This is a genomic window from Pseudomonas chlororaphis subsp. piscium (assembly GCF_003850345.1).
Lineage (GTDB): Bacteria > Pseudomonadota > Gammaproteobacteria > Pseudomonadales > Pseudomonadaceae > Aquipseudomonas > Aquipseudomonas piscium.
The window spans coordinates 416,607-437,317 of the sequence record NZ_CP027707.1; the positions used below are offsets into that span (position 1 = coordinate 416,607).

At 64.9% G+C, this 20,711-nt stretch carries 18 protein-coding genes; 9 read left to right on the forward strand and 9 right to left on the reverse strand.

Annotated elements, in window-relative coordinates; all coding sequences use genetic code 11:
• Positions 1-124: 124 nt before the first annotated feature.
• The 4 genes from C4K38_RS01890 to gpmI all read right to left on the reverse strand — a co-directional run bounded on the left by C4K38_RS01890 (position 125) and on the right by gpmI (position 5,344).
• Positions 125-883, reverse strand: a complete 759-nt coding sequence (locus C4K38_RS01890; RefSeq protein WP_053277057.1) for a divergent polysaccharide deacetylase family protein — start codon at positions 881-883, stop codon at positions 125-127.
• A gap of 166 nt (positions 884-1,049) precedes the next feature.
• Complete coding sequence (locus C4K38_RS01895; protein ID WP_053277058.1) at positions 1,050-2,360, reverse strand: S41 family peptidase; 1,311 nt, start codon at positions 2,358-2,360, stop codon at positions 1,050-1,052.
• A gap of 31 nt (positions 2,361-2,391) precedes the next feature.
• Positions 2,392-3,678, reverse strand: coding sequence for a murein hydrolase activator EnvC family protein (locus tag C4K38_RS01900; RefSeq protein WP_053277059.1), 1,287 nt, complete (start codon positions 3,676-3,678; stop codon positions 2,392-2,394).
• A gap of 136 nt (positions 3,679-3,814) precedes the next feature.
• A complete protein-coding gene (gene gpmI, locus C4K38_RS01905; RefSeq protein WP_053277060.1) occupies positions 3,815-5,344 on the reverse strand; it encodes a 2,3-bisphosphoglycerate-independent phosphoglycerate mutase in 1,530 nt (509 codons plus the stop codon).
• Positions 5,345-5,494: 150 nt separating this feature from the next.
• Between gpmI and C4K38_RS01910 the strand changes: the two genes are divergently transcribed.
• Genes C4K38_RS01910 through secB form a run of 3 tightly spaced genes read left to right on the forward strand, consistent with a single transcriptional unit; the run spans position 5,495 to position 6,702 of the window.
• Positions 5,495-5,908: a rhodanese-like domain-containing protein gene (locus C4K38_RS01910; protein WP_009046532.1), complete on the forward strand. Its 414-nt coding sequence runs from the start codon at positions 5,495-5,497 to the stop codon at positions 5,906-5,908.
• Between the two features lies 1 nt (position 5,909).
• Positions 5,910-6,164: a glutaredoxin 3 gene (gene grxC, locus C4K38_RS01915; RefSeq protein ID WP_007930824.1), complete on the forward strand. Its 255-nt coding sequence runs from the start codon at positions 5,910-5,912 to the stop codon at positions 6,162-6,164.
• A gap of 55 nt (positions 6,165-6,219) precedes the next feature.
• On the forward strand, positions 6,220-6,702 hold the full coding sequence (gene secB / locus C4K38_RS01920; RefSeq protein ID WP_023970073.1) for a protein-export chaperone SecB: 483 nt from the start codon (positions 6,220-6,222) through the stop codon (positions 6,700-6,702).
• Between the two features lie 162 nt (positions 6,703-6,864).
• Here the strand turns inward: secB and trmL are convergent, their stop codons facing one another.
• On the reverse strand, positions 6,865-7,320 hold the full coding sequence (gene trmL, locus C4K38_RS01925) for a tRNA (uridine(34)/cytosine(34)/5-carboxymethylaminomethyluridine(34)-2'-O)-methyltransferase TrmL (RefSeq protein WP_053277061.1): 456 nt from the start codon (positions 7,318-7,320) through the stop codon (positions 6,865-6,867).
• Between trmL and C4K38_RS01930 the strand changes: the two genes are divergently transcribed.
• The gene (locus tag C4K38_RS01930; RefSeq protein ID WP_053277062.1) at positions 7,319-7,759 is read left to right on the forward strand and encodes a hypothetical protein; all 441 of its coding nucleotides are present in this window, start codon (positions 7,319-7,321) and stop codon (positions 7,757-7,759) included. The genes trmL and C4K38_RS01930 overlap by 2 nt on opposite strands.
• Positions 7,760-8,568: 809 nt before the next feature.
• Here C4K38_RS01930 and ntrC read toward each other — a convergent pair.
• The 4 genes from ntrC to C4K38_RS01955 form a co-directional block, all read right to left on the reverse strand.
• On the reverse strand, positions 8,569-10,005 hold the full coding sequence (gene ntrC / locus C4K38_RS01940) for a nitrogen regulation protein NR(I) (protein WP_007929941.1): 1,437 nt from the start codon (positions 10,003-10,005) through the stop codon (positions 8,569-8,571).
• Complete coding sequence (gene glnL / locus C4K38_RS01945) at positions 10,002-11,087, reverse strand: nitrogen regulation protein NR(II) (protein ID WP_025808271.1); 1,086 nt, start codon at positions 11,085-11,087, stop codon at positions 10,002-10,004. Before glnL ends, ntrC begins: the two co-directional genes overlap by 4 nt.
• Positions 11,088-11,407: 320 nt before the next feature.
• The gene (locus tag C4K38_RS01950; protein ID WP_053277063.1) at positions 11,408-12,820 is read right to left on the reverse strand and encodes an MFS transporter; all 1,413 of its coding nucleotides are present in this window, start codon (positions 12,818-12,820) and stop codon (positions 11,408-11,410) included.
• A 194-nt stretch (positions 12,821-13,014) separates the two neighbouring features.
• Positions 13,015-13,914, reverse strand: a complete 900-nt coding sequence (locus C4K38_RS01955; protein ID WP_053277064.1) for a LysR family transcriptional regulator — start codon at positions 13,912-13,914, stop codon at positions 13,015-13,017.
• A gap of 112 nt (positions 13,915-14,026) precedes the next feature.
• On the opposite strand from C4K38_RS01955, the gene C4K38_RS01960 reads away from it, so the two are divergent.
• The 5 genes from C4K38_RS01960 (at position 14,027) to C4K38_RS01980 (ending at position 20,593) form a co-directional block, all read left to right on the forward strand.
• Positions 14,027-15,748 carry an acyl-CoA dehydrogenase family protein gene (locus C4K38_RS01960; protein WP_053277065.1) on the forward strand — a complete coding sequence of 574 codons (1,722 nt, stop codon included), beginning with the start codon at positions 14,027-14,029 and terminating at the stop codon, positions 15,746-15,748.
• Between the two features lie 30 nt (positions 15,749-15,778).
• Positions 15,779-16,966, forward strand: a complete 1,188-nt coding sequence (locus C4K38_RS01965) for a CaiB/BaiF CoA transferase family protein (RefSeq protein ID WP_053277066.1) — start codon at positions 15,779-15,781, stop codon at positions 16,964-16,966.
• A gap of 71 nt (positions 16,967-17,037) precedes the next feature.
• Positions 17,038-17,832, forward strand: a complete 795-nt coding sequence (locus tag C4K38_RS01970) for an enoyl-CoA hydratase (RefSeq protein ID WP_053277067.1) — start codon at positions 17,038-17,040, stop codon at positions 17,830-17,832.
• Positions 17,829-19,355, forward strand: coding sequence for a 3-hydroxyacyl-CoA dehydrogenase (locus tag C4K38_RS01975; protein WP_053277068.1), 1,527 nt, complete (start codon positions 17,829-17,831; stop codon positions 19,353-19,355). The genes C4K38_RS01970 and C4K38_RS01975 overlap by 4 nt, the downstream gene beginning before the upstream one ends.
• A gap of 35 nt (positions 19,356-19,390) precedes the next feature.
• The gene (locus C4K38_RS01980; protein ID WP_053277069.1) at positions 19,391-20,593 is read left to right on the forward strand and encodes a 3-oxoadipyl-CoA thiolase; all 1,203 of its coding nucleotides are present in this window, start codon (positions 19,391-19,393) and stop codon (positions 20,591-20,593) included.
• Positions 20,594-20,711: the final 118 nt, after the last annotated feature.

A 20,711-nucleotide genomic window follows, 5' to 3' on the forward strand; every position in this document is an offset into this window, starting at 1 on the left:
CAACTGAATATCGCGGGCAAGCCTCGCTCCTACGGATTCAGATCGTTTGCGGCAATCGAGCCAGACACCGCTTCTGTAGGAGCGAGGTTTGCCCGCGATGCATTCGAACGTCCGCCGCCAATCCTCAGCGGTAAACCCCATCCTTGCCGTGCCCGGACATAGCCTTGTTGCTACGCACGCTAATCATCAACTCGATATCGATCCAGTCGATGCCCTGGGCCTTGAGCCTGGGCAGTTCGCGTTCGAGTACGGCCAGGGTCTGCGGGTAGGGATGGCCGATCACCACCGCCGACCCCTGCTTGCGCGCCAGGTTGATCGCGGTCTGCAGTTGGTGGCTGATGGCGTCTTCGGTGCGTTCGTCGTCGAGGAACACATCGCGGGACACGCTGGCCAGGCCGATCTTCTGCGCTTCGGCGGCGGCCACGGTCTTGGCGCTGGTGCGGCTGTCGACAAAGAACTTGTGGCGGCGCTGCAGCTCGGCCATCAGCCAGGCCATGGCCTGGGGCTGGGAGGTCATGCGGCTGCCCATGTGGTTGTTGATGCCGCTGGTGTAGGGCACGGCCTTGAAGGCGGCGTTGAGGCGTCTTTCCAGCTCTTCGATGGGCAGCTCGGGGTGCCAGGCGAAAGGGCCGGTGGCCGGGTCCATGGGCATGTGCAGGATGACGATCTTGCCGGCGCGATGGGCTTCGCGGGCGAACTCGGCGGCGTGGGGCGTGTCGGGCATGATCGCCGTGGTCACCGGGCCGGGCAGGGCGAGCACGCGGCGATCGCGGGGCAGGTTCTGCCCGAGGTCGTCGATGATCAGGCTCAGGTAGGCCTTGCGTGGAGCGGGCTCGGCGGCCTGGGGCGAGGTGAAGGCGAAAAGGCACAGAAGCCCGATCATGAGCCTCCACGACAACCGTGGGTGGGGTTGGCGTTGGTTGGTCATGGGGATTTGCAGCATAAGGTTCGGGTAAAGCCTTGGCGGGGTGTGGCGGTCATCAGGACGCCATCGCGAGCAAGCTTCGCTCCTACGGGGGAGGCGGCAGGCTTGCTCGCGACGGGTTCCATCACTTGCTGCGGGTGATGCTCAAGCCCTTGAGCAGGCTGAGGGCCTGGGCCAGCTGGTAGTCATCGTCCTGCGGCATCGGCTTGGGCTTGCTGCCGGAAGCGGTCGGCTTGTCGGCGCCGCCGTTGCCATTGCCCAGGTGGCCTTGCAGGTCGGCTTCCTTGAAGTACTCGGTGTCCTGCGCTTCGTTGGTGATCTTGGCGCGGCGCACCTCGATGTCCGGCACGATGCCCTGGGCCTGGATCGAGCGGCCGTTCGGCGTGAAGTACAGCGCGGTGGTGATCTTCAGAGCACGCTCGTTGTTCAGCGGCAGCACGGTTTGCACCGAGCCCTTGCCGAAGCTGGTGGTGCCCATCAGCACCGCGCGTTTCTGGTCCTGCAGGGCGCCGGCGACGATCTCCGAAGCCGAAGCGCTGCCACCGTTGATCAGCACCACCATAGGTACCGCTTCGCTTTCGTCCTTGCCGGTGGCGGAGAAGCGCAGCTCGGAGTTGGCGATGCGGCCCTTGGTGTAGACGATCAGGCCCTTGGTGATGAAGTGGTCGACCACTTCCACCGCCGATTGCAGCACGCCGCCCGGGTTGTTGCGCAGGTCGAGGATGATGCCGTTGAGCTTCTTGCCGTTGTCCTTGCGCAGCTTGGCCAGGGCCTTGGACACTTCCTCGCCGGTCTTGACCTGGAACTGGGTGATGCGGATGTAGCCGTAGCCCGACTCCAGCAGTTGGCTCTTCACGCTCTTCACCTGGATGGTGGCGCGGGCCAGGGTCACGTCGAACGGCGCACCGCCGTCACGGACCAGGGTCAGGGTGATTTTCTGGCCGATCTTGCCGCGCATCTTGTCCACGGCTTCGGTCATGCTCTGGCCGCGGGTCGGCTGGCCGTTGATCTTGACGATCAGGTCGCCGGCCTGGATGCCGGCCTTGGACGCCGGGGTGTCGTCGATCGGCGACACCACCTTGATGATGCCGTCTTCGGAGCCGACTTCGATGCCCAGGCCGCCGAACTCGCCGCTGGTGCTTTCCTGCAGCTCGGCGAAGTCTTCAGGGCCCAGGTAGGCCGAATGCGGGTCGAGGTTGCTGAGCATGCCCTTGATGGCGTTTTCCAGCAGGGTCTTGTCGTCGACGGGTTCGACATAGGCGGCCTTGATCCGGTCCATGACCTCGGCGAAGGTACGCAGCTCTTCGAGCGGTAATGGCGCCTTGGTGGTCGTGGCGGCTGCCGACTGAGCGGTTTCGGCGGCAAACGCCAGGGGCGCACCGATCACCAGAGCGATCGTCAGGGCCAGCGAGGTGAGGCGGGACAAATGCAGCATGTCGAACGAACTCCTGAATGAGATGGCGCGCTTATCCTTGCGCGCGGCACCATTGTGCCGGGTCGCTTGGGCGACCCTGCTGGCGAATAGCGAAGTACAGTGCAGGCGCGCCCTGTCCGCCACTGCTACCCACAGTGGAGATGGACTCGCCGGCCTTGACCACATCGCCCGCTTCTTTAAGCAGCGTCTGGTTGTGTCCGTAGAGGCTCAAGTAGCCGTTGCCATGGTCGAGGATCACCAGCAGGCCGGCGCCGCGCAACCAGTCGGCGAACACGACGCGGCCGCCGTGGACGGCATGCACCTGGCTGCCGGCCGAGGCGCTGATCATCACCCCGTCCCACTTGGTCCGGGCATCGTCGCCGCGGCTTTCGCCAAAGCGCGCCAGCAGTCGACCATCAACCGGCCATGGAAGTTTTCCCCGGGATGAAGCAAAAGGGCCTCCATAGGAGGCGCCTGCGCTGGAAACCAAGGGGCCGGGCGTCGCTCGGGGCGGCTTGCTCGGGCTGTCGTCGGCACTGGCCTGGGCCTCACGCAAACGCTTTTTTTCGGCTTCCTGCTGGGCGATCAGCGCTTTCTGTCGCGCTTCCTCTGCCTCTCGGGCCTGGCGGGCCAGGGTTTCCTCGATGGTTTTCAGTACCTTGCCCAGATCGGCCTGGTCCTGTTCGCGGACCTTGAGCTTGTCGCCACGGGCCTTCACGTCGTCATTGAGCTTGGCCAGGGCCACCTGGCGTTCCTTGCGGACCTTGTCGAGTTCTTCACGCTGGGTGTCGAGGCTGCTTTTCTGCACCAGCAGCTGGGCTTGCTGCAGGGAGATTTCCTTTTCGACATTGGCCAGCTGGCGCAGGGTCTCGTTGAAGTTCTTCAGCTGCTCCAGGCGGGCCTGGCTCAGGTAGTCGTAATAGGTCAGGGTGCGGGCGAATTTTTCCGGGTTCTGCTGGTTGAGCAGCAGCTTGAGGTACTCCTGACGGCCGTTCTGGTAGGCCGCGCGGGCCTGGATGGCGATCAGTCGTTGCTGTTCAATGCGCGCGCTCTGGAGTTTTTTTTTCTCCTCATCGAGACGCTGCAGCTCGGATTCGCTTTTCTTCAGCTCTTTCTGCAGGGCATCGACCTGCTTTTCCAGCTTGCCCATCTCGGTTTCGGTGCCGCGCAGGTCTTTCTGCACGCCGGATTTTTCTTCCTGCAGCTTGCCCAGCAGCTTTTTCAGCTCGGCAATATCCTGACGCGTGGCGTCCAACTGCTGTTGGGTTTGCGCGCGCTCGTCGGCGAAGGCCGGTTGGAGCAGGCAGATCAGAGCAAGGGTAATCAGGGCGCGAAGCATAGAGGCGGGCGACACCAGGGAAAGGGACAGCCTAGTATGCCCGCCCCTCGCTGCAAAAAAAACGCCTCAAAGCCAACTGCTTTGAGGCGTTCGTCATAAAAAGCCGTTTCCGGCCCATTATTCGGCGTTTTTGATATCAGACCAGTATCGAAGTGCCAGTCATTTCCGCAGGCTGCGGCAGGCCCAGCAACTTGAGCATGGTCGGCGCCACGTCAGCCAGGACTCCGCCTTCGCGGACCTTCAGGTTGCGCTTGCCAACATAGATGAAGGGTACCGGCTCGCTGGTGTGGGCGGTGTGGGCCTGACCGGTGGAGGCGTCGGACATCTGCTCGACGTTGCCGTGGTCGGCGGTGATCAGGGCTTCGCCGCCGACCTTTTCCAGGGCCTCGACGATCCGGCCGACGCACAGGTCCAGGCATTCAACGGCCTTGACCGCCGCGTCGAACACGCCGCTGTGGCCGACCATGTCGCCGTTGGCGTAGTTGACCACGATTACGTCGTAGCGCTGGTTTTCGATGGCCTCGACGATCCGGTCGGTGACTTCCGGCGCGCTCATCTCCGGCTGCAGGTCGTAGGTGGCGACTTTTGGCGACGGGATCAGGATGCGTTCTTCGCCCGGGAACGGCTCTTCGCGGCCGCCGGAGAAGAAAAAGGTCACGTGGGCGTATTTTTCGGTTTCGGCGATGCGCAGCTGGGTCTTGCCGTTTTTCGCCAGGTAATCGCCCAGCACGTTTTCCAGGCTGCCCGGGGCAAAGGCCGAAGGGGCCGGAATGCTCGCCGCGTATTGGGTCAGCATGACGAAACCGGCCAGTTTTGGCTGGCTGGCGCGCTCGAATTCCTTGAAACCGTCCTCGACGAACACCCGGCTCAGCTCGCGGGCGCGGTCGGCGCGGAAGTTCATGAACACCACGGCGTCGCCGTCTTCGACCTTCACCGGCTCGCCAAGGGTGGTGGCCTTGACGAATTCGTCGCTCTCGCCACGCTCGTAGGCGGCCTGCAGGCCTTCCTGAGCGGTGGCGGCGTTGAATTCGCCTTTGCCGTCGACGATCAGGTTGTAGGCCTGGGCCACGCGATCCCAGCGGTTGTCGCGGTCCATGGCGAAGTAACGGCCGATCAGGCTGGCGATGCGGCCCTTGCCCAGGGTCTTGAAGGTTTCATCCAGCAGTTCGATCGACGAGGCGGCGCTTTTCGGCGGGGTGTCGCGGCCGTCGAGGAAGGCGTGCAGGTAGATCTTCTCGGCGCCACGCTTGAAGGCCAGTTCGGCCATGGCCACCAGGTGGTCCTGGTGGCTGTGCACGCCGCCATCGGACAGCAGGCCGAGGATGTGCACGGCCTTGCCGGCGGCCACGGCTTTATCCACGGCGGCGCAAATGGTCGGATTCTCGAAGAACTCGCCATCGCGGATGGCTTTGGTGACACGGGTGAAATCCTGGTACACCACGCGGCCGGCGCCGAGGTTCATGTGGCCGACTTCGGAGTTGCCCATCTGGCCGTCCGGCAGGCCGACATCCATGCCCGAACCCGAGATCAGGCCGTTCGGTACGCTGGCGCACAGGCGGTCGAGGACCGGCTTCTTGGCCGCATAGATAGCGTTGGATTCGTGGCTCTCGCTGTGACCGAAGCCATCCAGAATCATCAGGACCAAAGGTTTAGGCGTGGTAGTCATAGATTCCACTCGTGGCTGGATTGGGAGATGTTGGAAAAAGGGAGTGGCAGTTTAAAGCCAAGTTCCATCGGCGTCACCGCCGGGCGGGGTTTGGCCGACCCGGAGGGCTGTGTATACTGGCCGACATTTTAACGCCCTGGAACCTCCTTGATGGTTGCTCACCTGATTCAATTCGCCACTGAACACTACTTGCTCGTCGGCGCCTTCGTCATCTTGCTGGCTCTGTTGATCGCTCACGAGTTGAGCCGCGGTGGCCGCAGCCTCAGCACCCGCGAACTGACCGCGCTGGTCAACAGCGAGCAGGGCGTGGTGATCGATATCCGTCCGTCCAAGGACTTCGCCGCGGGCCATATCGTCGGCGCGTTGAACATCCCTCAAGACAAACTGGCCGCCCGCGTGGGCGAGCTGGAAAAGCACAAGGCCAAGACCATCATTCTGGTCGACGCCCTGGGTCAGCACGCCGGCACCCATGCTCGCGAGCTGATGAAGTCCGGCTTCACCGCCGCCAAGCTGTCCGGCGGCGTTGGCAGCTGGAAAGCCGACAACCTGCCGCTGGTGAAGTGATATGGCTGCCGTCGTCGTCTATTCCAGCGATTACTGCCCCTACTGCTCGCGGGCCAAGTACCTGCTCGAGAACAAAGGCGTAGCCTTCGAAGAGATCAAGGTCGACGGCAAGCCGCAGGTTCGCGCCGAAATGGCCCAGAAGGCCGGGCGCACGTCCGTGCCGCAGATCTGGATCGGCAGCACGCATGTGGGCGGTTGTGACGATTTGTTCGCCCTGGAGCGCGCCGGCAAGCTCGACGCGCTGCTCGCGGCCTGACTGACCACCCAAGATCAGCAAACCCTACATGACCCGAGATCAAGAAGGATCTGAGATGACTGACCAACAGAACACCGCTGCGACCGAAGACGAATCCGCACCGCAATTCTCGCTGCAGCGCATCTATGTGCGTGACCTGTCTTTCGAAGCTCCGAAAAGCCCGGCGATCTTCCGCCAGCAGTGGGAGCCGAGCGTCGGCCTGGACCTGAACACCCGTCAGAAGGCGCTGGAAGAAGGTTTCCACGAAGTCGTGCTGACCCTGTCGGTCACCGTGAAGAACGGTGACGAAGTGGCGTTCATCGCCGAAGTGCAACAGGCCGGTATCTTCCTGATCAAGAACCTGGACGACGCTTCGATGAGCCACACCCTGGGCGCGTTCTGCCCGAACATCCTGTTCCCGTACGCTCGCGAAGCGCTGGACAGCCTGGTGACCCGCGGTTCGTTCCCGGCCCTGATGCTGGCTCCGGTGAACTTCGACGCGCTGTACGCGCAAGAGCTGCAACGCCTGCAGGCGGCCGGTGAAAACACCGTTCAATAAGAGCTTCGCCCGAGCATGAAAAAAGCGCCGTTAAAGGCGCTTTTTTCATGCTCGGGCGAAACATTCGGGTAGGAGCGAGGCTTGCCCGCGATGGGGCCGGCGCGAAACGTCTGAAGCACCGCGTTATCCTTCATCGCGAGCAAGCTTCGCTTCTACAGAGGCTTATTTGAACCCCAGCTGGCGCCAGGCTTCGTAGACGGCCACCGCCACGGTGTTGGACAGGTTCAGGCTGCGGCAGCCTTCGCGCATGGGCAGGCGCAGGCGTTGTTCGGCGGGCAGGGCCTCCAGCACTTCGGCGGGCAGGCCGCGGCTTTCCGGGCCGAACAGGAAGGCATCGCCTTCGGCGAAGCTGGCGTCGTGGAAAGGTCGCGAGCCCTTGGTGGTGAAGGCGAACAGGCGCGGATGGCCTAGGCTTTCAAGACAGCTGGCGAGGTCGGCATGGCGTTGCAGGGTGGCATATTCGTGGTAGTCGAGGCCGGCCCGGCGCAGGCGCTTGTCGTCCATTTCGAAACCCAGTGGCTCGATCAAATGCAGGTGGCAGCCGCTATTGGCGCACAGCCTGATTACGTTGCCGGTATTCGGCGGAATTTCTGGTTGAAAAAGGATGACGTGAAACATGCACGGCTCCGAAGAAAAAGACAGGCCGCATTCTACGCCTGAAGCGGACTCCAGGCCGAAGCTAATGCTGCGGGTGTTCGGCTCGCTGGCGATCTTTGGCGTGATGGTCGGGCTGATGATCGGTCGCCTGACGACCCCGGACCCCACCGAGCTGCAGGACGTGCAGGTCCAGCCCAATGCCCTGGTGGTGTGGTTCAACAACGAGCCCAAAGTCCATGGCGAGCACGTCGACGGGGCCGTGGCGCTGCTGTTCGAAGCCGAGGGGCGAGCGCAGAAGGGCCAGTTGAAGATCAACGACAAGGATGCCAACTGGCGGGTGCGGGCGGCTAAGGAAGGGTTGCTGCTGAACGTGGTCGCGGCGCGGGCGCTGCACGCCGAGTGGTCGGGCAGCGAGGTCGACGGGCGCTGGCGCCTGGAAGTCCAGCTGCGCGAGGAATAAAAGAGGGGATTCCCGGCCTGCCTGTACCAAGGTCCCCAAAAGCGTGAGGGCGGGGCGCTGATTGCGCCGGGCCCGGTGTAAAGAGGGGAAGCCCCGGCCTGCCTGTACCAAGGTTCCCAAAAGCGTGGGGGCAGCGCTGATTGCGCTGGGCCCGGTGTAAAGAGGGAATCCCCGGCCTGCCTGTACCAAGGTTCCCGAAACGGGTGGGGCTCGTCGCTGTGAGCGTGATGAGCCCGGGTGTTAAAGAGGGAATCCCTGGCCTGCCTGTACCAGGGTTCCCCAAACCGGGTGGAACCCGTCGCTGCGAGCGGTATGGGTTCCGGGTGTAAAGAAGGGGATTCTCGGCCTGCCTGTACCAAGGTCCCCAAAACGGGTGAGTGACTGCACTCGTGATCTTGTCTTTGCAGGGGGCGTGCCAATTCTGGCTTAAACGGTTAAGCGAATTTTCAAGAAATGCTGAAAGCCCCGGTTTACGGGGCTTTTGTCGTTCTATGGATTTGTTCTTGCCGGTAATGTCGACGGCGTCTGAGCTGAAATCCCATGCCCGGCCACGCATTTCGGCAGTGCAGGCTCACCATTGCGGTGCACAAAAAGCATCGCGGGCAAGCCTCGCTCCTACAGAACACCTTCATCTGCAGGAGCGAGGCTTGCCCGCGATTGGCTCTGTCACTCGACACAGCACGAATGCCTTGCACTGTAGCCACTGCCGCAGGCTGCGATCGCGACCGAAGGGCGCGCAGGATCTCAAGATCGCTGAAGGCCTTCGGCCTTATCGCAGCCTGCGGCAGCGGCTACAGGCTTACAGCGGCTCAGCCCTCGTCGCTGTCGTCGTCATCCCCGCCATCGACCTTCATCCCCAACTCCTTGATCTTGCGCGTCAGGGTGTTGCGACCCCAGCCCAGCAGCACGGCGGCGTCGCGACGGCGGCCGGCGGTGTGCTTGAGGGCGGTTTCGATCATGATCCGCTCGAAACTCGGCACCGCGCTGTCCAGCAGGCTCGACTGGCCGCGTGCCAGGGCCTGGTCGGCCCACTGGCGCAGGGCCTGTTCCCAGTTGGTCACCGGCGCCGAATCCTGCGGCAGGCTCAGCAGCTCCGGCGGCAGGTCGCTGATATGCACCTCGCGACCCGAAGCCATCACGGTGATCCAGCGGCAGGTGTTCTCCAGCTGGCGCACGTTGCCGGGCCACGGCAGGTTCTTCAGGTATTCCTCGGTCTCGCTTTTCAGCAGCTTGGGCTCGACGGCCAGCTCCTGGGCGGCGCGGCTGAGGAAGTGCTTGGCCAGGGTCGGGATGTCTTCGCGACGGTCCGACAGGCGCGGGATATGGATGCGGATCACGTTCAGGCGGTGGAACAGGTCCTCACGGAACTTGCCGGCGTGCACCAGGGTTTCCAGGTTCTGGTGGGTCGCGGCGATGATGCGCACGTCGACCTTGACCGGCGTATGCCCGCCGACCCGGTAGAACTCGCCGTCGGCCAGCACCCGCAGCAGGCGGGTCTGGGTGTCGGCCGGCATGTCGCCGATCTCGTCGAGGAACAGGGTGCCGCCGTCGGCCTGCTCGAAGCGCCCGCGCCGCAGGTTGGCCGCGCCGGTGAAGGCGCCTTTTTCATGGCCGAACAGCTCGGATTCCATTAGGTCCTTGGGGATCGCCGCCATGTTCAGGGCGATGAACGGCGAAGCCGCCCGTGGGCTGTGACGGTGCAGCGCGTGGGCCACCAGCTCTTTACCGGTACCGGACTCACCGTTGATCAGCACGGTAATGTTGGAGTGGCTGAGGCGACCGATGGCGCGAAACACCTCCTGCATCGCCGGCGCTTCACCGATGATTTCTGGGGTGCGGGCCAGCGCGGGGATCACCTCCAGGCCCTGCTGCTCCTGGGCGTGCTGGTTGGCGCGCTTGACCAGGGACACCGCTTCGTCGACATCGAACGGCTTGGGCAGGTACTCGAAGGCGCCGCCCTGGTAGGAAGCGACAGCGCTGTCCAGGTCGGAGTGCGCGGTCATGATGATCACCGGCAGGCGCGGGTGCTGCTCGCGGATCCGCGCCAGCAGGTCCAGGCCACTGGCGCCGGGCATACGAATATCGGAGATGATCACGTCCGGCTGCTGGCGGGCCAGGCGACTCATCACACCATCGGCGCTATCGAAGCTCTGGGTGGTCATGCCTTCCTGTTGCAAGGCTTTCTCCAGAACCCAACGGATAGAACGGTCGTCATCGACGATCCACACGGTTTCACTACGGCTCATGTCGATGGGGCTCCTTGTTCCAGTGGCAGAAAGATCGAGAACGTGGTGTGGCCGGGATGGCTGTCACACTCGATCAGGCCCTGGTGCTGGCTGATGATGTTCTGGGTAATGGCCAGGCCCAGCCCGGTACCGTCCGGACGACCGCTGACCATGGGGAAGAAGATGGTTTCCTGGAGTTCCGCGGGGATCCCCGGGCCGTTGTCGATGATCTCGATCTTGGTCACCAGGCGGTGGCGCACATGGCCGATGGTGAACTGGCGCATGGTGCGGGTACGCAGGCAGATACGGCCCAGGCGCAGCTCGTTCTGGCTGCTGATGGCCTGCATCGCGTTGCGCACGATGTTGAGCACCGCCTGGATCATCTGTTCGCGGTCGATCAATACATCGGGAATGCTTGGGTCGTAGTCGCGCACCAGGGTGATGCAGCCCTGGCTTTCGGCTTCCACCAGGCTGCTCACGCGCTCCAGCACTTCGTGCACGTTGCACAGGGCCAGCGACGGCAGCTTGTTGGAGCCGAGCATGCGGTCCACCAGGTTACGCAGGCGGTCGGCCTCTTCGATGATGACGTTGGTGTAGTCCTTGAGGTTCTCGTCCGGCAGTTCGCGGGCCAGCAGCTGGGCGGCGCCGCGAATCCCGCCGAGGGGGTTCTTGATCTCGTGGGCCAGGCCGCGCACCAGCATCTTGCTGGTTTCCTGCTTGGACAGCTGGGCCTCTTCCTTGGTGATCCGCAGCAGGCGGTCGCGGGGGTGGACTTCCAGCAACAGCAGGGTGTCGCCATTGCTCAGGATCGGCGTCACGGCGTAGTCCACGGTCAGGGTCTGGCCGGTCAGCGCGGTGAGCATGGCCTCGCGCTTGGTGAACGGGTGCGCCTGTTGCACCGCCTGGCGCAGGGAGCTCAGGGCTTCGGCCGATTCGGTGAACAGTTCGCTGATGAATTGCCCATGGCTGCGCTGGCCACTGATAGCCAGCAACATCTCCGCCGCCGGGTTCATGTACTCAAGGCGCAGGTCGGCGTTGAGCAGGATGGTCGCGGTGGTCAGGTTGTCGAGTAGCAAGCGGTGCAATTGATCGCTGATGGTCATTAGGACCTCTTTTGGAGCATGGCGCGCGCGTGGACAGAGCGCTGTCATCGGGAAAATGCAAAAACCAAACCAAGGCTCCGAAAAGAAGCGCCCGCGCCCTGAAACAGCCGTTTGAAGTGCTCTTTCGCAGCGTTTTGCCGGCTTGGCTGGGTACTTTCGAACCAAAATGGGCTGCGGATGAATGAAGGTGCAGCTTGATGCACCAATATAGTGCGATTTCTTTGGCGGTGCGCTAAAGAATGGCCAGGGCCAAAGGTGCAGAGCCAACGCAAAAAAGGCCCGCTTGCTGGCGGGCCTGGAAGAATGCGACGGATGGCGTATCAGTGGGCGGGATGTGGGTCCTTGTCGATAGCCGGCTGCGTGGTGATCGGCTCATCGTTCAGCAGCGTGGCGCGGGGTTCCCGGGCCAGTTCGTCGGCGTCCGCCTGCTCGGCGGTAGACAGGTCGGCGGCGTTGTGGCCGATGCGCTTGAGCAGCAGGAGCATGCACACCAGGGACACCAGGGCATAGCAGGCCGAGGCGATGGCCACGCCGACAATGCTTCCGGTGTTATTGAGAATGCCCTGGGCCAGGACCGGCGTGGCGCCGCCCACCAGCAGGGAGCAGAGCTGGTAGGAAATCGACAGGCCGCTGTAGCGCACCTTGGTCGGGAAGGCGCGGGCCAGGATGCCGCCGACGGCGCCATAGAACATCGAGTGCGGCACGGTGGCCAGGCACATGCCGAGCACGGCGATCCAGTAGACGCCGGTTTCCACGGCGAAGAACATCGCCGGCATCAGGAAAAATTCCGGCAGCACCATCAGCACCACCGCCTTGCGCATATCCATCCGGGAAACCAGCAGCGCGCCCAGGGGCTGGGTGATGAACTGCACCACCAGGGCGATGACGATCACGCTGAGAAAGCTGCTCTGGCTGTAGCCCAGCTCCTTGGTGGCCCAGGACAGGGCAAAGGTGCTCTTGAAGTAGGTGACATGGATGATCGGCAGCACGCCGGCCCCCAGCAGCACGATCTGCCAGTGGTTGCGCAGGACCTCCAGGATCGGCAGCTTGACGGTCTTTTTCTGCTGGATCAGGCGTTTCATGTCGTCTGACTCTTCGAGCTTGAGGCGAATCACCATGCCCACCAGGACCAGTGCCGCCGAGAGCAGGAACGGAATGCGCCAGCCCCACAGCAGGAAGTCCGGCGCGGGCAGGGCGCTGAGGCCGAAGAACACCAGGGTCGCCAGCAGGTTGCCGGCCGGCGAGCCCTGTTGGGCGAACGCCGCGTAGAGGATGCCTTTGCCCTTGGGCGCGCTTTCGCTGGCGATGAGAATGGCGCCGCCCCATTCGCCGCCCACCGCGATGCCCTGGATGATGCGCAGCACCACCAGGGCAATCGGCGCCCAGATACCGATCTGCAGGTAGCTGGGCAGCAGGCCGATGCAGGTGGTGGCCACGCCCATCATGATCAGGGTGATCACCAGGGTGGTCTTGCGCCCGATCTTGTCGCCCAGGTGGCCGAAGATGATGCCGCCGATGGGGCGGGCGATGAAGCCGGCCCAGAGGGTCAGGAACGACAGCAGGGTGGCGGTGCCCGGGGGCAGGTCGGCGGGGAAGAACACCTTGCCGAAGACCAGCGCGGCGGCGATTCCGTAGGCGTAGAAGTCATACCATTCGATGGTGGTGCCGATGAACGAGGCGATTCCCGCCTTGCGGGCTTTCTTGTGCGCGGCAGCGTGCTGGGCGGCATTCATATTCAATTCCTGCAGTTGTTATTGTTATTTGCGCCGCGGGAGGTCGTCTGGCGACCGCTCCGGATACTCGTTGCACGAACAGGCGCATCACGCATTTGCAAGGTCCGACGGCACGGAGCCTATACAGGCAGGAATGAAAAAAATAATGATTAAATCTTATTGTGTGATACGGGATTTCGTATGGTCGATGGCCCTCAAAGTCCCGGCGCCACGGGCTTTTGCAGGGCCTTGAGCACGGTCAGGAAACTCTCCGCGGCGGCCGATGGTTTGTCGGCATGGCGGATGGCGTGGACCTCGGATAACGCCCCGTCGCCGCTGATTTCGCAGTAGTGCACACCCTCCTTCCAGGTGCCGGCCAGGGTCTGCGGCACCAGGGCCACGCCCATTTCATACGCGACCATCGCCACCACCGTTTGCCAGAGCCGGGTTTCGTGGCGGATGCGCGGGCTGAAGCCGGCCGCCACGCAGCGCGCGATGATCAGGTCGTGATAGTGCGGCGAGACATTGCGCGGGAACAGGATGAAGTCGTCGTTGGCCAGCTGCGCCAGGTCGATGCGCGCCTCGCCCGCCAGCCGGTGGCCCTGGGGCAGGCAGCAGAGGAAGGGCTCGGCGAGGACCGGCTCGCCGCGGATGCTCTCGGGGAAGTGGCTCCAGTGCACGAAGCCGATATCGATCTGCCCGCGTTGCAGTGCCTGGGCCTGTTCGGCGCTGTTCATCTCCATCAGCACGATCTCGGTGTCCGGGTGATCCTGCTCGAAGGTCCGCACCGCCTGCGGCAGGCCGCGATGCAGGATCGAGTTGACGAAACCGATGCTCAGCCGGCCGACGAAACCCTGGGCCGAGCGCAGGGTCAGGCGTCGGGCCTGCTCGGCCCGCAGCAGCAGGTAACGGGCTTCGTCGAGCAGCACCTGGCCGGCGTTGGTCAGGCTTACCGACTTGTTGTTGCGGGTCAGCAACTGCACGTCCAGCTGGCTTTCGAGCTTCTTGATATCGAAGCTCAGGGCCGGTTGGGAGATGAACAGGCGAGCGGCAGCCCGGCCGAAATGCAGCTCTTCGGCGACCGCGACGAAGTAACGAAGCTGTTTGAGATCCATGCTGGCGTCCTCGCTTTACGATCTGGTTTTCTTATCGTAGTTGATTGATTTTGTATTAGATACTTATCGATGGCGACTCTAGTCTCGGGGCAAAAGAGCCTGGAGAGACGCCATGACTGCCTTGCCTGAACCCGCCCAAGACACCCTGAATATCCCCGATAGCCGGGGCCTGAACCTGTTCGACTGCGATGCCGGGCTGGCGGCCCTGCTCAAGGTCTACCTGCCAGCGCAGCTGTACGCCCAGTGGTTGCCGACCTTGCGCCAGCTCGGTGGGCGGGCCGGTGGCGAGCTGGATGTGCTGGCGCTCTCGGCGGACAAGAACCCGCCGCAGCTGCTGCCGCGCACCCGTCGTGGCGAAGACCTGCAAAGCATCCACAAACACCCGGATTTCATCGCCCTGGAGCGCGCCGCGTATGCCGAGCTGGGCCTGGCCTCCATGAGCCATTGCGCGGAGCCCGCGCTGCCGCTGGTCAAGTACGCCCTGACCTTCCTTTTCGTGCAGGCCGAGTTCGGCCTGTGCTGCCCGGTGAGCATGACCGACTCGCTGACCCGCACCCTGCGCAAGTACGGTTCGCCGGAGTTGGTGGCGCGCTACCTGCCGTCCCTGGCTTCGCGGGATTTCGACCGGTTGTTCCAGGGCGCGATGTTCATGACCGAACAGGCGGCCGGCTCCGACGTGTCGCGCACCGAAACCCGCGCGCGCCTGGAGAGCGGCGAGTGGCGGCTGTTCGGCGACAAGTGGTTCTGCTCCAACCCGGACGCCGACCTGGCCATGGTCCTGGCCCGTCCGGAAGACGCCCCGGAGGGTATGAAGGGGGTCAGCCTGTTCCTGCTGCCCAAGCTCCGCCCCGATGGCTCGCGCAACGCCTATCGGATTCTGCGGCTGAAGGACAAGCTGGGCAGCCGCTCCATGGCCAGCGGCGAAATCAGCCTGGACGGCGCCACCGCCTACCTGATCGGTGAGATCGGCCGCGGCTTCCAGCAGATGGCCGACATGATCAACATGTCGCGCCTGTCCAACGGGGTGCGGGCCGCCGGGCTGATGCGCCGCGGAGTCAACGAGGCGCTCTATGTCGCCCGCCATCGCCGGGCCTTCGGCCGCCATCTGATCGAGATGCCGTTGATGCAGCGCCAGCTGCTGAAAATGATGCTGCCCGCCGAGCAGGCCCGGTCGATGTTCATGCAGATCGCCACGCTGCTGCCCAAGGCCGATGCCGGCGATGAGGCGGCGCGCAAGTGCGTGCGCATCCTCACCCCATTGATCAAGTTCCGCGCCTGCCGCGATGCGCGGCGGGTCACCGGGGACGCCATGGAGGTACGCGGCGGGGTTGGCTACATCGAGGAATGGAGCGATGCGCGGCTGGTGCGCGATGCCCACCTGGGCTCGATCTGGGAGGGCACCAGCAACATCGTCGCGCTGGATATCGCCCGCGCCGTGACCCGCGAGCAGGCCCTGGAACCGCTGCGGCATTACCTCGCCGGGCTGCTCGCCGAGGCCGACCTGCCGGCGGCCAGCCAACGCCTGTTCGAGACAGTCCTGCAACGGGCGGTCGCGGCCATCGAAAAGGTTGCGCAAGAGCGTCGTGACGACCAAGTGCGGCTGGCCGGCAGCGCCCTCTATCACACCGCCACTGCGATCTTCATGGCTTGGGAGGCGAGCCGCCAGGCCCCCGATTACCGGCGCCTGGCCCTGGCCCATCTGCTGCTCCAGCACAAGCTGCTGCCCCGTGACCCGCTGCGTCCGGAGCCAGCGCTCGAACCTGAGCTGCTGGCGCTCCTGGCCAATGAAGGTCCGTTGTCGAAAGCCGACGCGATGCAGCTGTTGCCGGCCTGAACGGCCCTGCCCATTTTTCAGAGAACTGCCATGAATCATTCAAAAGGGGCCCTGGCCGGCCTGAAAGTCATCGACCTCAGCCGCGTGCTGGGCGGGCCCTACTGCTCCCAGGCCCTGGCCGACCACGGCGCCGAAGTGATCAAGCTGGAACCCTTGAGCGGCGACGAGACCCGCGGCTGGGGCCCGCCTTTCGAGGGCGCCGACGCGTCGTACTTCAGGGGCGTGAACCGCAACAAGCAGGGGATCGCCGTGGACCTGTCCCGGCCCGCGGGCATCACGCTGCTGATGCGCCTGCTGGAAGACGCCGACGTGCTGATCGAGAACTTCAAGCCCGGCACCCTGGAGCGTTGGGGCATCGGTTATGCCGAGGTGCTGAGCCAGCGTTTCCCGACACTGATCCACTGCGCGGTTTCCGGTTTTGGCAGCGACGGCCCGTTGGGCGGCTTGCCGGGTTACGACGCGGTGATCCAGGCGATGGCCGGGCTGATGAGCGTGAACGGCGAAGCCGACAGCGGCCCGTTGCGCATCGGCCTGCCGATCGTCGATATGGTCACCGGGTTGAATGCCCTGGCGGGGATTCTCCTGGCGCTCAACGAGCGCCATCGCAGCGGCCTCGGGCAGTCCCTCGACATCACCCTGTACGACTGCGGCGTGTCCCTGCTGCACCCGCATCTGGCCAACTATTTCGCCGCCGGCAAGACTCCACTGCGCACCGGCAACGCCCATCCGAATATCGCCCCCTATGACAGTTACCGCACCGGCACCGAGCCGATCTTCCTGGCGGTCGGCAACGACCGGCAGTTCGCCAAATTGTGCGAGCAGCTGGACGCTGGAGCCTTGCTGGACGACCCGCGCTTTGCCGACAACGGCTGCCGCTCGGTCAACCGCGAGGCGCTGAAACAGGCGCTGGAGGCGCGGCTCGCCGAGCACGACGGCACGCTCCTGGCGCAGCGCCTGATCCGCCTGGGCGTGCCCTGCGGCTCGATTGCCTCGATCGACAAGGTGGTCGAACACCCGCACACCCGGCATCGCGGCCTGCTGGTGGAGATCGGCGACTACCGCGGCGTCGGTTCGCCGGTGAAGCTGTCGCGGACCCCGGCCAGTTATCGCAGTGCCCCGCCGGCACTGGGGGCCAATACCCGCGAGGTCCTCGAGGGCCTGGGCCTCGACGACCAGACGATCGAAAACCTGTTCGAGCACGGCATCGTCCGCGAGTGAAGGGCTGCGTCCAGAGCCTCGGATGGGGCTCTGGCGCACCTCTCAGGTCCCTATCTGCATCAGGAGATTCCATGAGTCCCGAGTCCGTTAGTCCTCAACCCCTGGTCCTGCTGAAACAACCCGCGCCGGGCGTGGCGTTGCTGCGGCTGAACCGCCCGCAGGCCCTCAACGCGCTGAACATGGCGCTGCGCGAGGAGCTGGCCGAGCACTTTCGCCGCCTGGATGCCTGCCCCCAGACCCGGGTGGTGGTGCTCACTGGTGGCGATACGGTGTTTGCCGCCGGCGCCGACCTCAGTGAGCTGGTGAGCGCCAGCGCGCTGCAACTCTATGCCCGGCATGCCGAGCGCCACTGGCAAGCCATCTCGGCGTGCCGCAAGCCGGTCATCGCCGCGGTCAACGGCTACGCCCTGGGCGGTGGCTGCGAGCTGGCGATGCATTGCGACCTGATAGTCGCCGGCCACTCGGCGCGTTTTGCCCAGCCGGAAATCAAGGTCGGGGTGATGCCGGGGGCGGGCGGCACCCAGCGCCTGCTGCGCGCGGTCGGCAAGTTCCAGGCGCTGCGCCTGTTGCTCACCGGTTGCCAGGTGCCGGCCGACGAGGCTTTGCGCCTGGGCCTGGTCAGCGAGGTGGTGGCGGACAGCGAGACCCTGCCGCGGGCCCTGGCCCTGGCCGCCAGCATCGCCGGCATGCCGCCGCTGGCCGTGGCGCAGATCAAGGAGGTGGTGCTGGCCGGCATGGACCTGCCGCTGGAGCAAGCACTGGTGCTGGAGCGCAAGGCGTTCCAGCTGCTGTTCGGCTCCCATGACCAGCGCGAGGGCATGCAGGCCTTTCTTGAGAAACGCAAACCGGAGTACCAGGGGAAATGACCACACAACCATTGCAACGCATCGGTCTGGTCGGCACCGGCGCCATGGGTCGGGGCATCGCCCAGGTCATGGCCATGGCCGGGCTCAAGGTGTTTTTGTTCGATGCGCGCCCGGGTGCCGCGGCCACGGCCCGGGAACAGCTGGCGACGATCTTCGCCCAGCAGATCGAGAAGGCCCGCATCACCCCGCAGGACGCCGCGGCGGCCATGCTCAACCTGGAAGTGGTCGACAGCCTGCAAGCGCTGCATGACTGCCAGCTGGTGATCGAGGCGATAGTCGAGGACCTGGAGGCCAAGCAGCAGCTGTTTCGGCAACTGGAGGAGGTGCTGGCGCCGAGCGCGATCCTGGCCAGCAATACCTCGTCGCTGTCGATCACCGCGATTGCCTCGGTGTGCCGCCATCCGGAGCGCGTCGCCGGGCTGCATTTCTTCAATCCGGTGCCGCGGATGCGTATTGTCGAGGTGATCGACGGCCTCGCCACCAGCGTCGGCGCCCGCTTGCAGGAGTTGGTCCGCGCGATCGGCTACTACCCGGCGCGGGCCAAGGATTCTCCCGGTTTTATCGTCAACCATGCCGGGCGGGCCTTTGGCACCGAGGCGCTGCGTATCCTCAGCGAGGGCGTGGCCCCGGCGTGGCGGATCGATGCGCTGCTGCGCGACAGCGCCGGTTTCGCCATGGGGCCGTTCGAGCTGCTCGACCTGATCGGCCTGGATGTCAGCGTGCCGGTGATGGAGTCGGTCTACCGGCAGTTCTACGAGGAGCCGCGCTATCGGCCGCACCCCGTGCTGCGGCTGATGCAGGCGGGTGGGCGCCTGGGGCGCAAGAGTGGGCAGGGCTTCTACCTCTACGACGAGCCAGGCGATACGCGGCGCCCGCCACAGGCCGTGCCCCATTGCGCGGCGCTGCCGCCGGTGTGGATCGCCGCCGACGACGAGGTCGGCCGGCTGCGCCTGCTGGATCTGCTCGAACGCCTGGGGGCCAAGGTCGAGAACGGCCTGCGACCTTCCTCCTCGGCCTTGTGCCTGGTGGCGCCGCTGGGCGATGACGCCAGCGAAGCGGCCTTGCGTCATGCCACAGACCCGTCGCGCACGGTGGCGATCGATACCCTGACCACGCTCGACAGCCAGCGCTGCCTGATGCTCAACCCGGCGACCCGCGAAGACATGCAGCACGCCGCCCACGCGCTGTTCAGCGCCGACGGCGGCACGGTGACGCTGATCCGCGACAGTTGCGGCTTCATCGTCCAGCGCACCCTGGCGTCGATCGTCAACCTGGCCTGCGATATCGCCCAGCAGGGCATCGCCTCGGTGGCCGATATCGACGCGGCGGTACGCCTCGGTCTTGGCTACCCGCTGGGGCCGCTGGAGTGGGGCGACCAATTGGGCCCCGAGCGCCTGCTGCAGATCCTCGAGCGCCTGCATGTGCTTACTGGCGACCCGCGTTATCGCCCCAGCGGCTGGTTGCGCCGGCGGGCCCTGCTGGGCCTGTCCCTGCGCCAGCCGGAAAACCCGATGCCGGCCTGAGGCCTGCCGATCCCTACCTCTGCGAGAGTCTTTTCATGCTTGATGCCTATATCTACAGCGGCTTGCGAACCCCCTTCGGCCGCCATGGCGGCAGCCTCGCCAGCGTGCGCCCGGACGATCTGGTGGGGCCTTTGCTGGTGCGTTTGCTGGAAACCTCGGGGCTACCAGCCGAGGCGCTGGAAGAGGTGATCCTCGGTTGTACCAACCAGACCGGCGAGGACAGCCGCAACCTGGCGCGCAATGCCTTGCTCAGCGCCGGGCTGCCTTGGCGCGTGCCCGGGCAGACAGTCAACCGCCTGTGCGCCAGCGGCCTGTCGGCGGTGATCGATGCGGCCCGGGCGATCACTTGCGGCGAGGGCCGGCTGTACCTGGCCGGCGGCGTCGAAAGCATGTCCCGCGCGCCCTTCATCATGGCCAAGGCCGAGAGTGCCTACAGCCGGACCCTGGAGGTGGCCGACAGCACCATTGGCGCGCGCTTCGCCAACCCGCGGCTGGTGGAGCGCTACGGCAACCACAGCATGCCCGAGACCGGCGACAACCTGGCCCGCCGGTTTGCCATTAGCCGCGAGGACGCCGACCGCTTTGCCGCCGCGTCTCAGGCGCGTTATCAGGAAGCCTTGCTGGCCGGGGTACTGGACGACGAAATCATGGCCGTCGAGGTGCCGGTCGGGCGCAAGGGCCAGTCCTTGACCGTGTGTGATGACGAGCATCCGCGGCCCCGCTCCGACCTGGCGGCCCTGTCGCGATTGCCGACGCTGTTTGCCGAGGGCGTGGTGACCGCCGGCAATGCTTCGGGGATCAACGATGGCGCGGCGGTGCTGCTGCTCGGCAGCAGTGAGATCGGCATGGAACATGGGGTCGCGCCCATGGCGCGGATCCTCTCGTCGGCGTCGGTCGGCGTGGAGCCGCAGTTCATGGGCATCGGCCCGCACAGGGCGATTCTGCTGGCGCTGCAGCGGGCCCGCATCGGCCTGGAGCAGCTCGACCTGATCGAGATCAACGAGGCGTTCGCGCCGCAGGTGCTGGCCTGTCTCAAGGCCCTGAACCTGGATTTCGACGATCCGCGGGTCAACCCCAATGGCGGTGCCATCGCCATCGGCCACCCGCTGGGCGCGTCCGGGGCCCGGCTGGTGCTGAGCGCCTGCCGCACCCTGCAACGCAACAACCAGCGTTACGCCGTGGTCAGCCTGTGCGTGGGCGTTGGCCAGGGCGTGGCCATGGTGATCGAGCGCGCCTGAGGCTGATCTACCGCTCGGCGCTATTTCGCGCCGGGCGCTGGCTGGTGGGGCACCGTTGGCGAATCAACGCCTGATTTGCGGCGGCATCCGCTGCGGCGCTGCTCTACAGTGCACAGAC

Coding starts and splice junctions, on each gene's coding strand:
- C4K38_RS01890 (WP_053277057.1), bottom strand. CDS start 883: ATGATCGGGCTTCTGTGCCTTTTCGCCTTCACCTCGCCCCAGGCCGCC.
- C4K38_RS01895 (WP_053277058.1), bottom strand. CDS start 2,360: ATGCTGCATTTGTCCCGCCTCACCTCGCTGGCCCTGACGATCGCTCTG.
- C4K38_RS01900 (WP_053277059.1), bottom strand. CDS start 3,678: ATGCTTCGCGCCCTGATTACCCTTGCTCTGATCTGCCTGCTCCAACCG.
- gpmI (WP_053277060.1), bottom strand. CDS start 5,344: ATGACTACCACGCCTAAACCTTTGGTCCTGATGATTCTGGATGGCTTC.
- C4K38_RS01910 (WP_009046532.1), top strand. CDS start 5,495: ATGGTTGCTCACCTGATTCAATTCGCCACTGAACACTACTTGCTCGTC.
- grxC (WP_007930824.1), top strand. CDS start 5,910: ATGGCTGCCGTCGTCGTCTATTCCAGCGATTACTGCCCCTACTGCTCG.
- secB (WP_023970073.1), top strand. CDS start 6,220: ATGACTGACCAACAGAACACCGCTGCGACCGAAGACGAATCCGCACCG.
- C4K38_RS01930 (WP_053277062.1), top strand. CDS start 7,319: ATGCACGGCTCCGAAGAAAAAGACAGGCCGCATTCTACGCCTGAAGCG.
- trmL (WP_053277061.1), bottom strand. CDS start 7,320: ATGTTTCACGTCATCCTTTTTCAACCAGAAATTCCGCCGAATACCGGC.
- ntrC (WP_007929941.1), bottom strand. CDS start 10,005: ATGAGCCGTAGTGAAACCGTGTGGATCGTCGATGACGACCGTTCTATC.
- glnL (WP_025808271.1), bottom strand. CDS start 11,087: ATGACCATCAGCGATCAATTGCACCGCTTGCTACTCGACAACCTGACC.
- C4K38_RS01950 (WP_053277063.1), bottom strand. CDS start 12,820: ATGAATGCCGCCCAGCACGCTGCCGCGCACAAGAAAGCCCGCAAGGCG.
- C4K38_RS01955 (WP_053277064.1), bottom strand. CDS start 13,914: ATGGATCTCAAACAGCTTCGTTACTTCGTCGCGGTCGCCGAAGAGCTG.
- C4K38_RS01960 (WP_053277065.1), top strand. CDS start 14,027: ATGACTGCCTTGCCTGAACCCGCCCAAGACACCCTGAATATCCCCGAT.
- C4K38_RS01965 (WP_053277066.1), top strand. CDS start 15,779: ATGAATCATTCAAAAGGGGCCCTGGCCGGCCTGAAAGTCATCGACCTC.
- C4K38_RS01970 (WP_053277067.1), top strand. CDS start 17,038: ATGAGTCCCGAGTCCGTTAGTCCTCAACCCCTGGTCCTGCTGAAACAA.
- C4K38_RS01975 (WP_053277068.1), top strand. CDS start 17,829: ATGACCACACAACCATTGCAACGCATCGGTCTGGTCGGCACCGGCGCC.
- C4K38_RS01980 (WP_053277069.1), top strand. CDS start 19,391: ATGCTTGATGCCTATATCTACAGCGGCTTGCGAACCCCCTTCGGCCGC.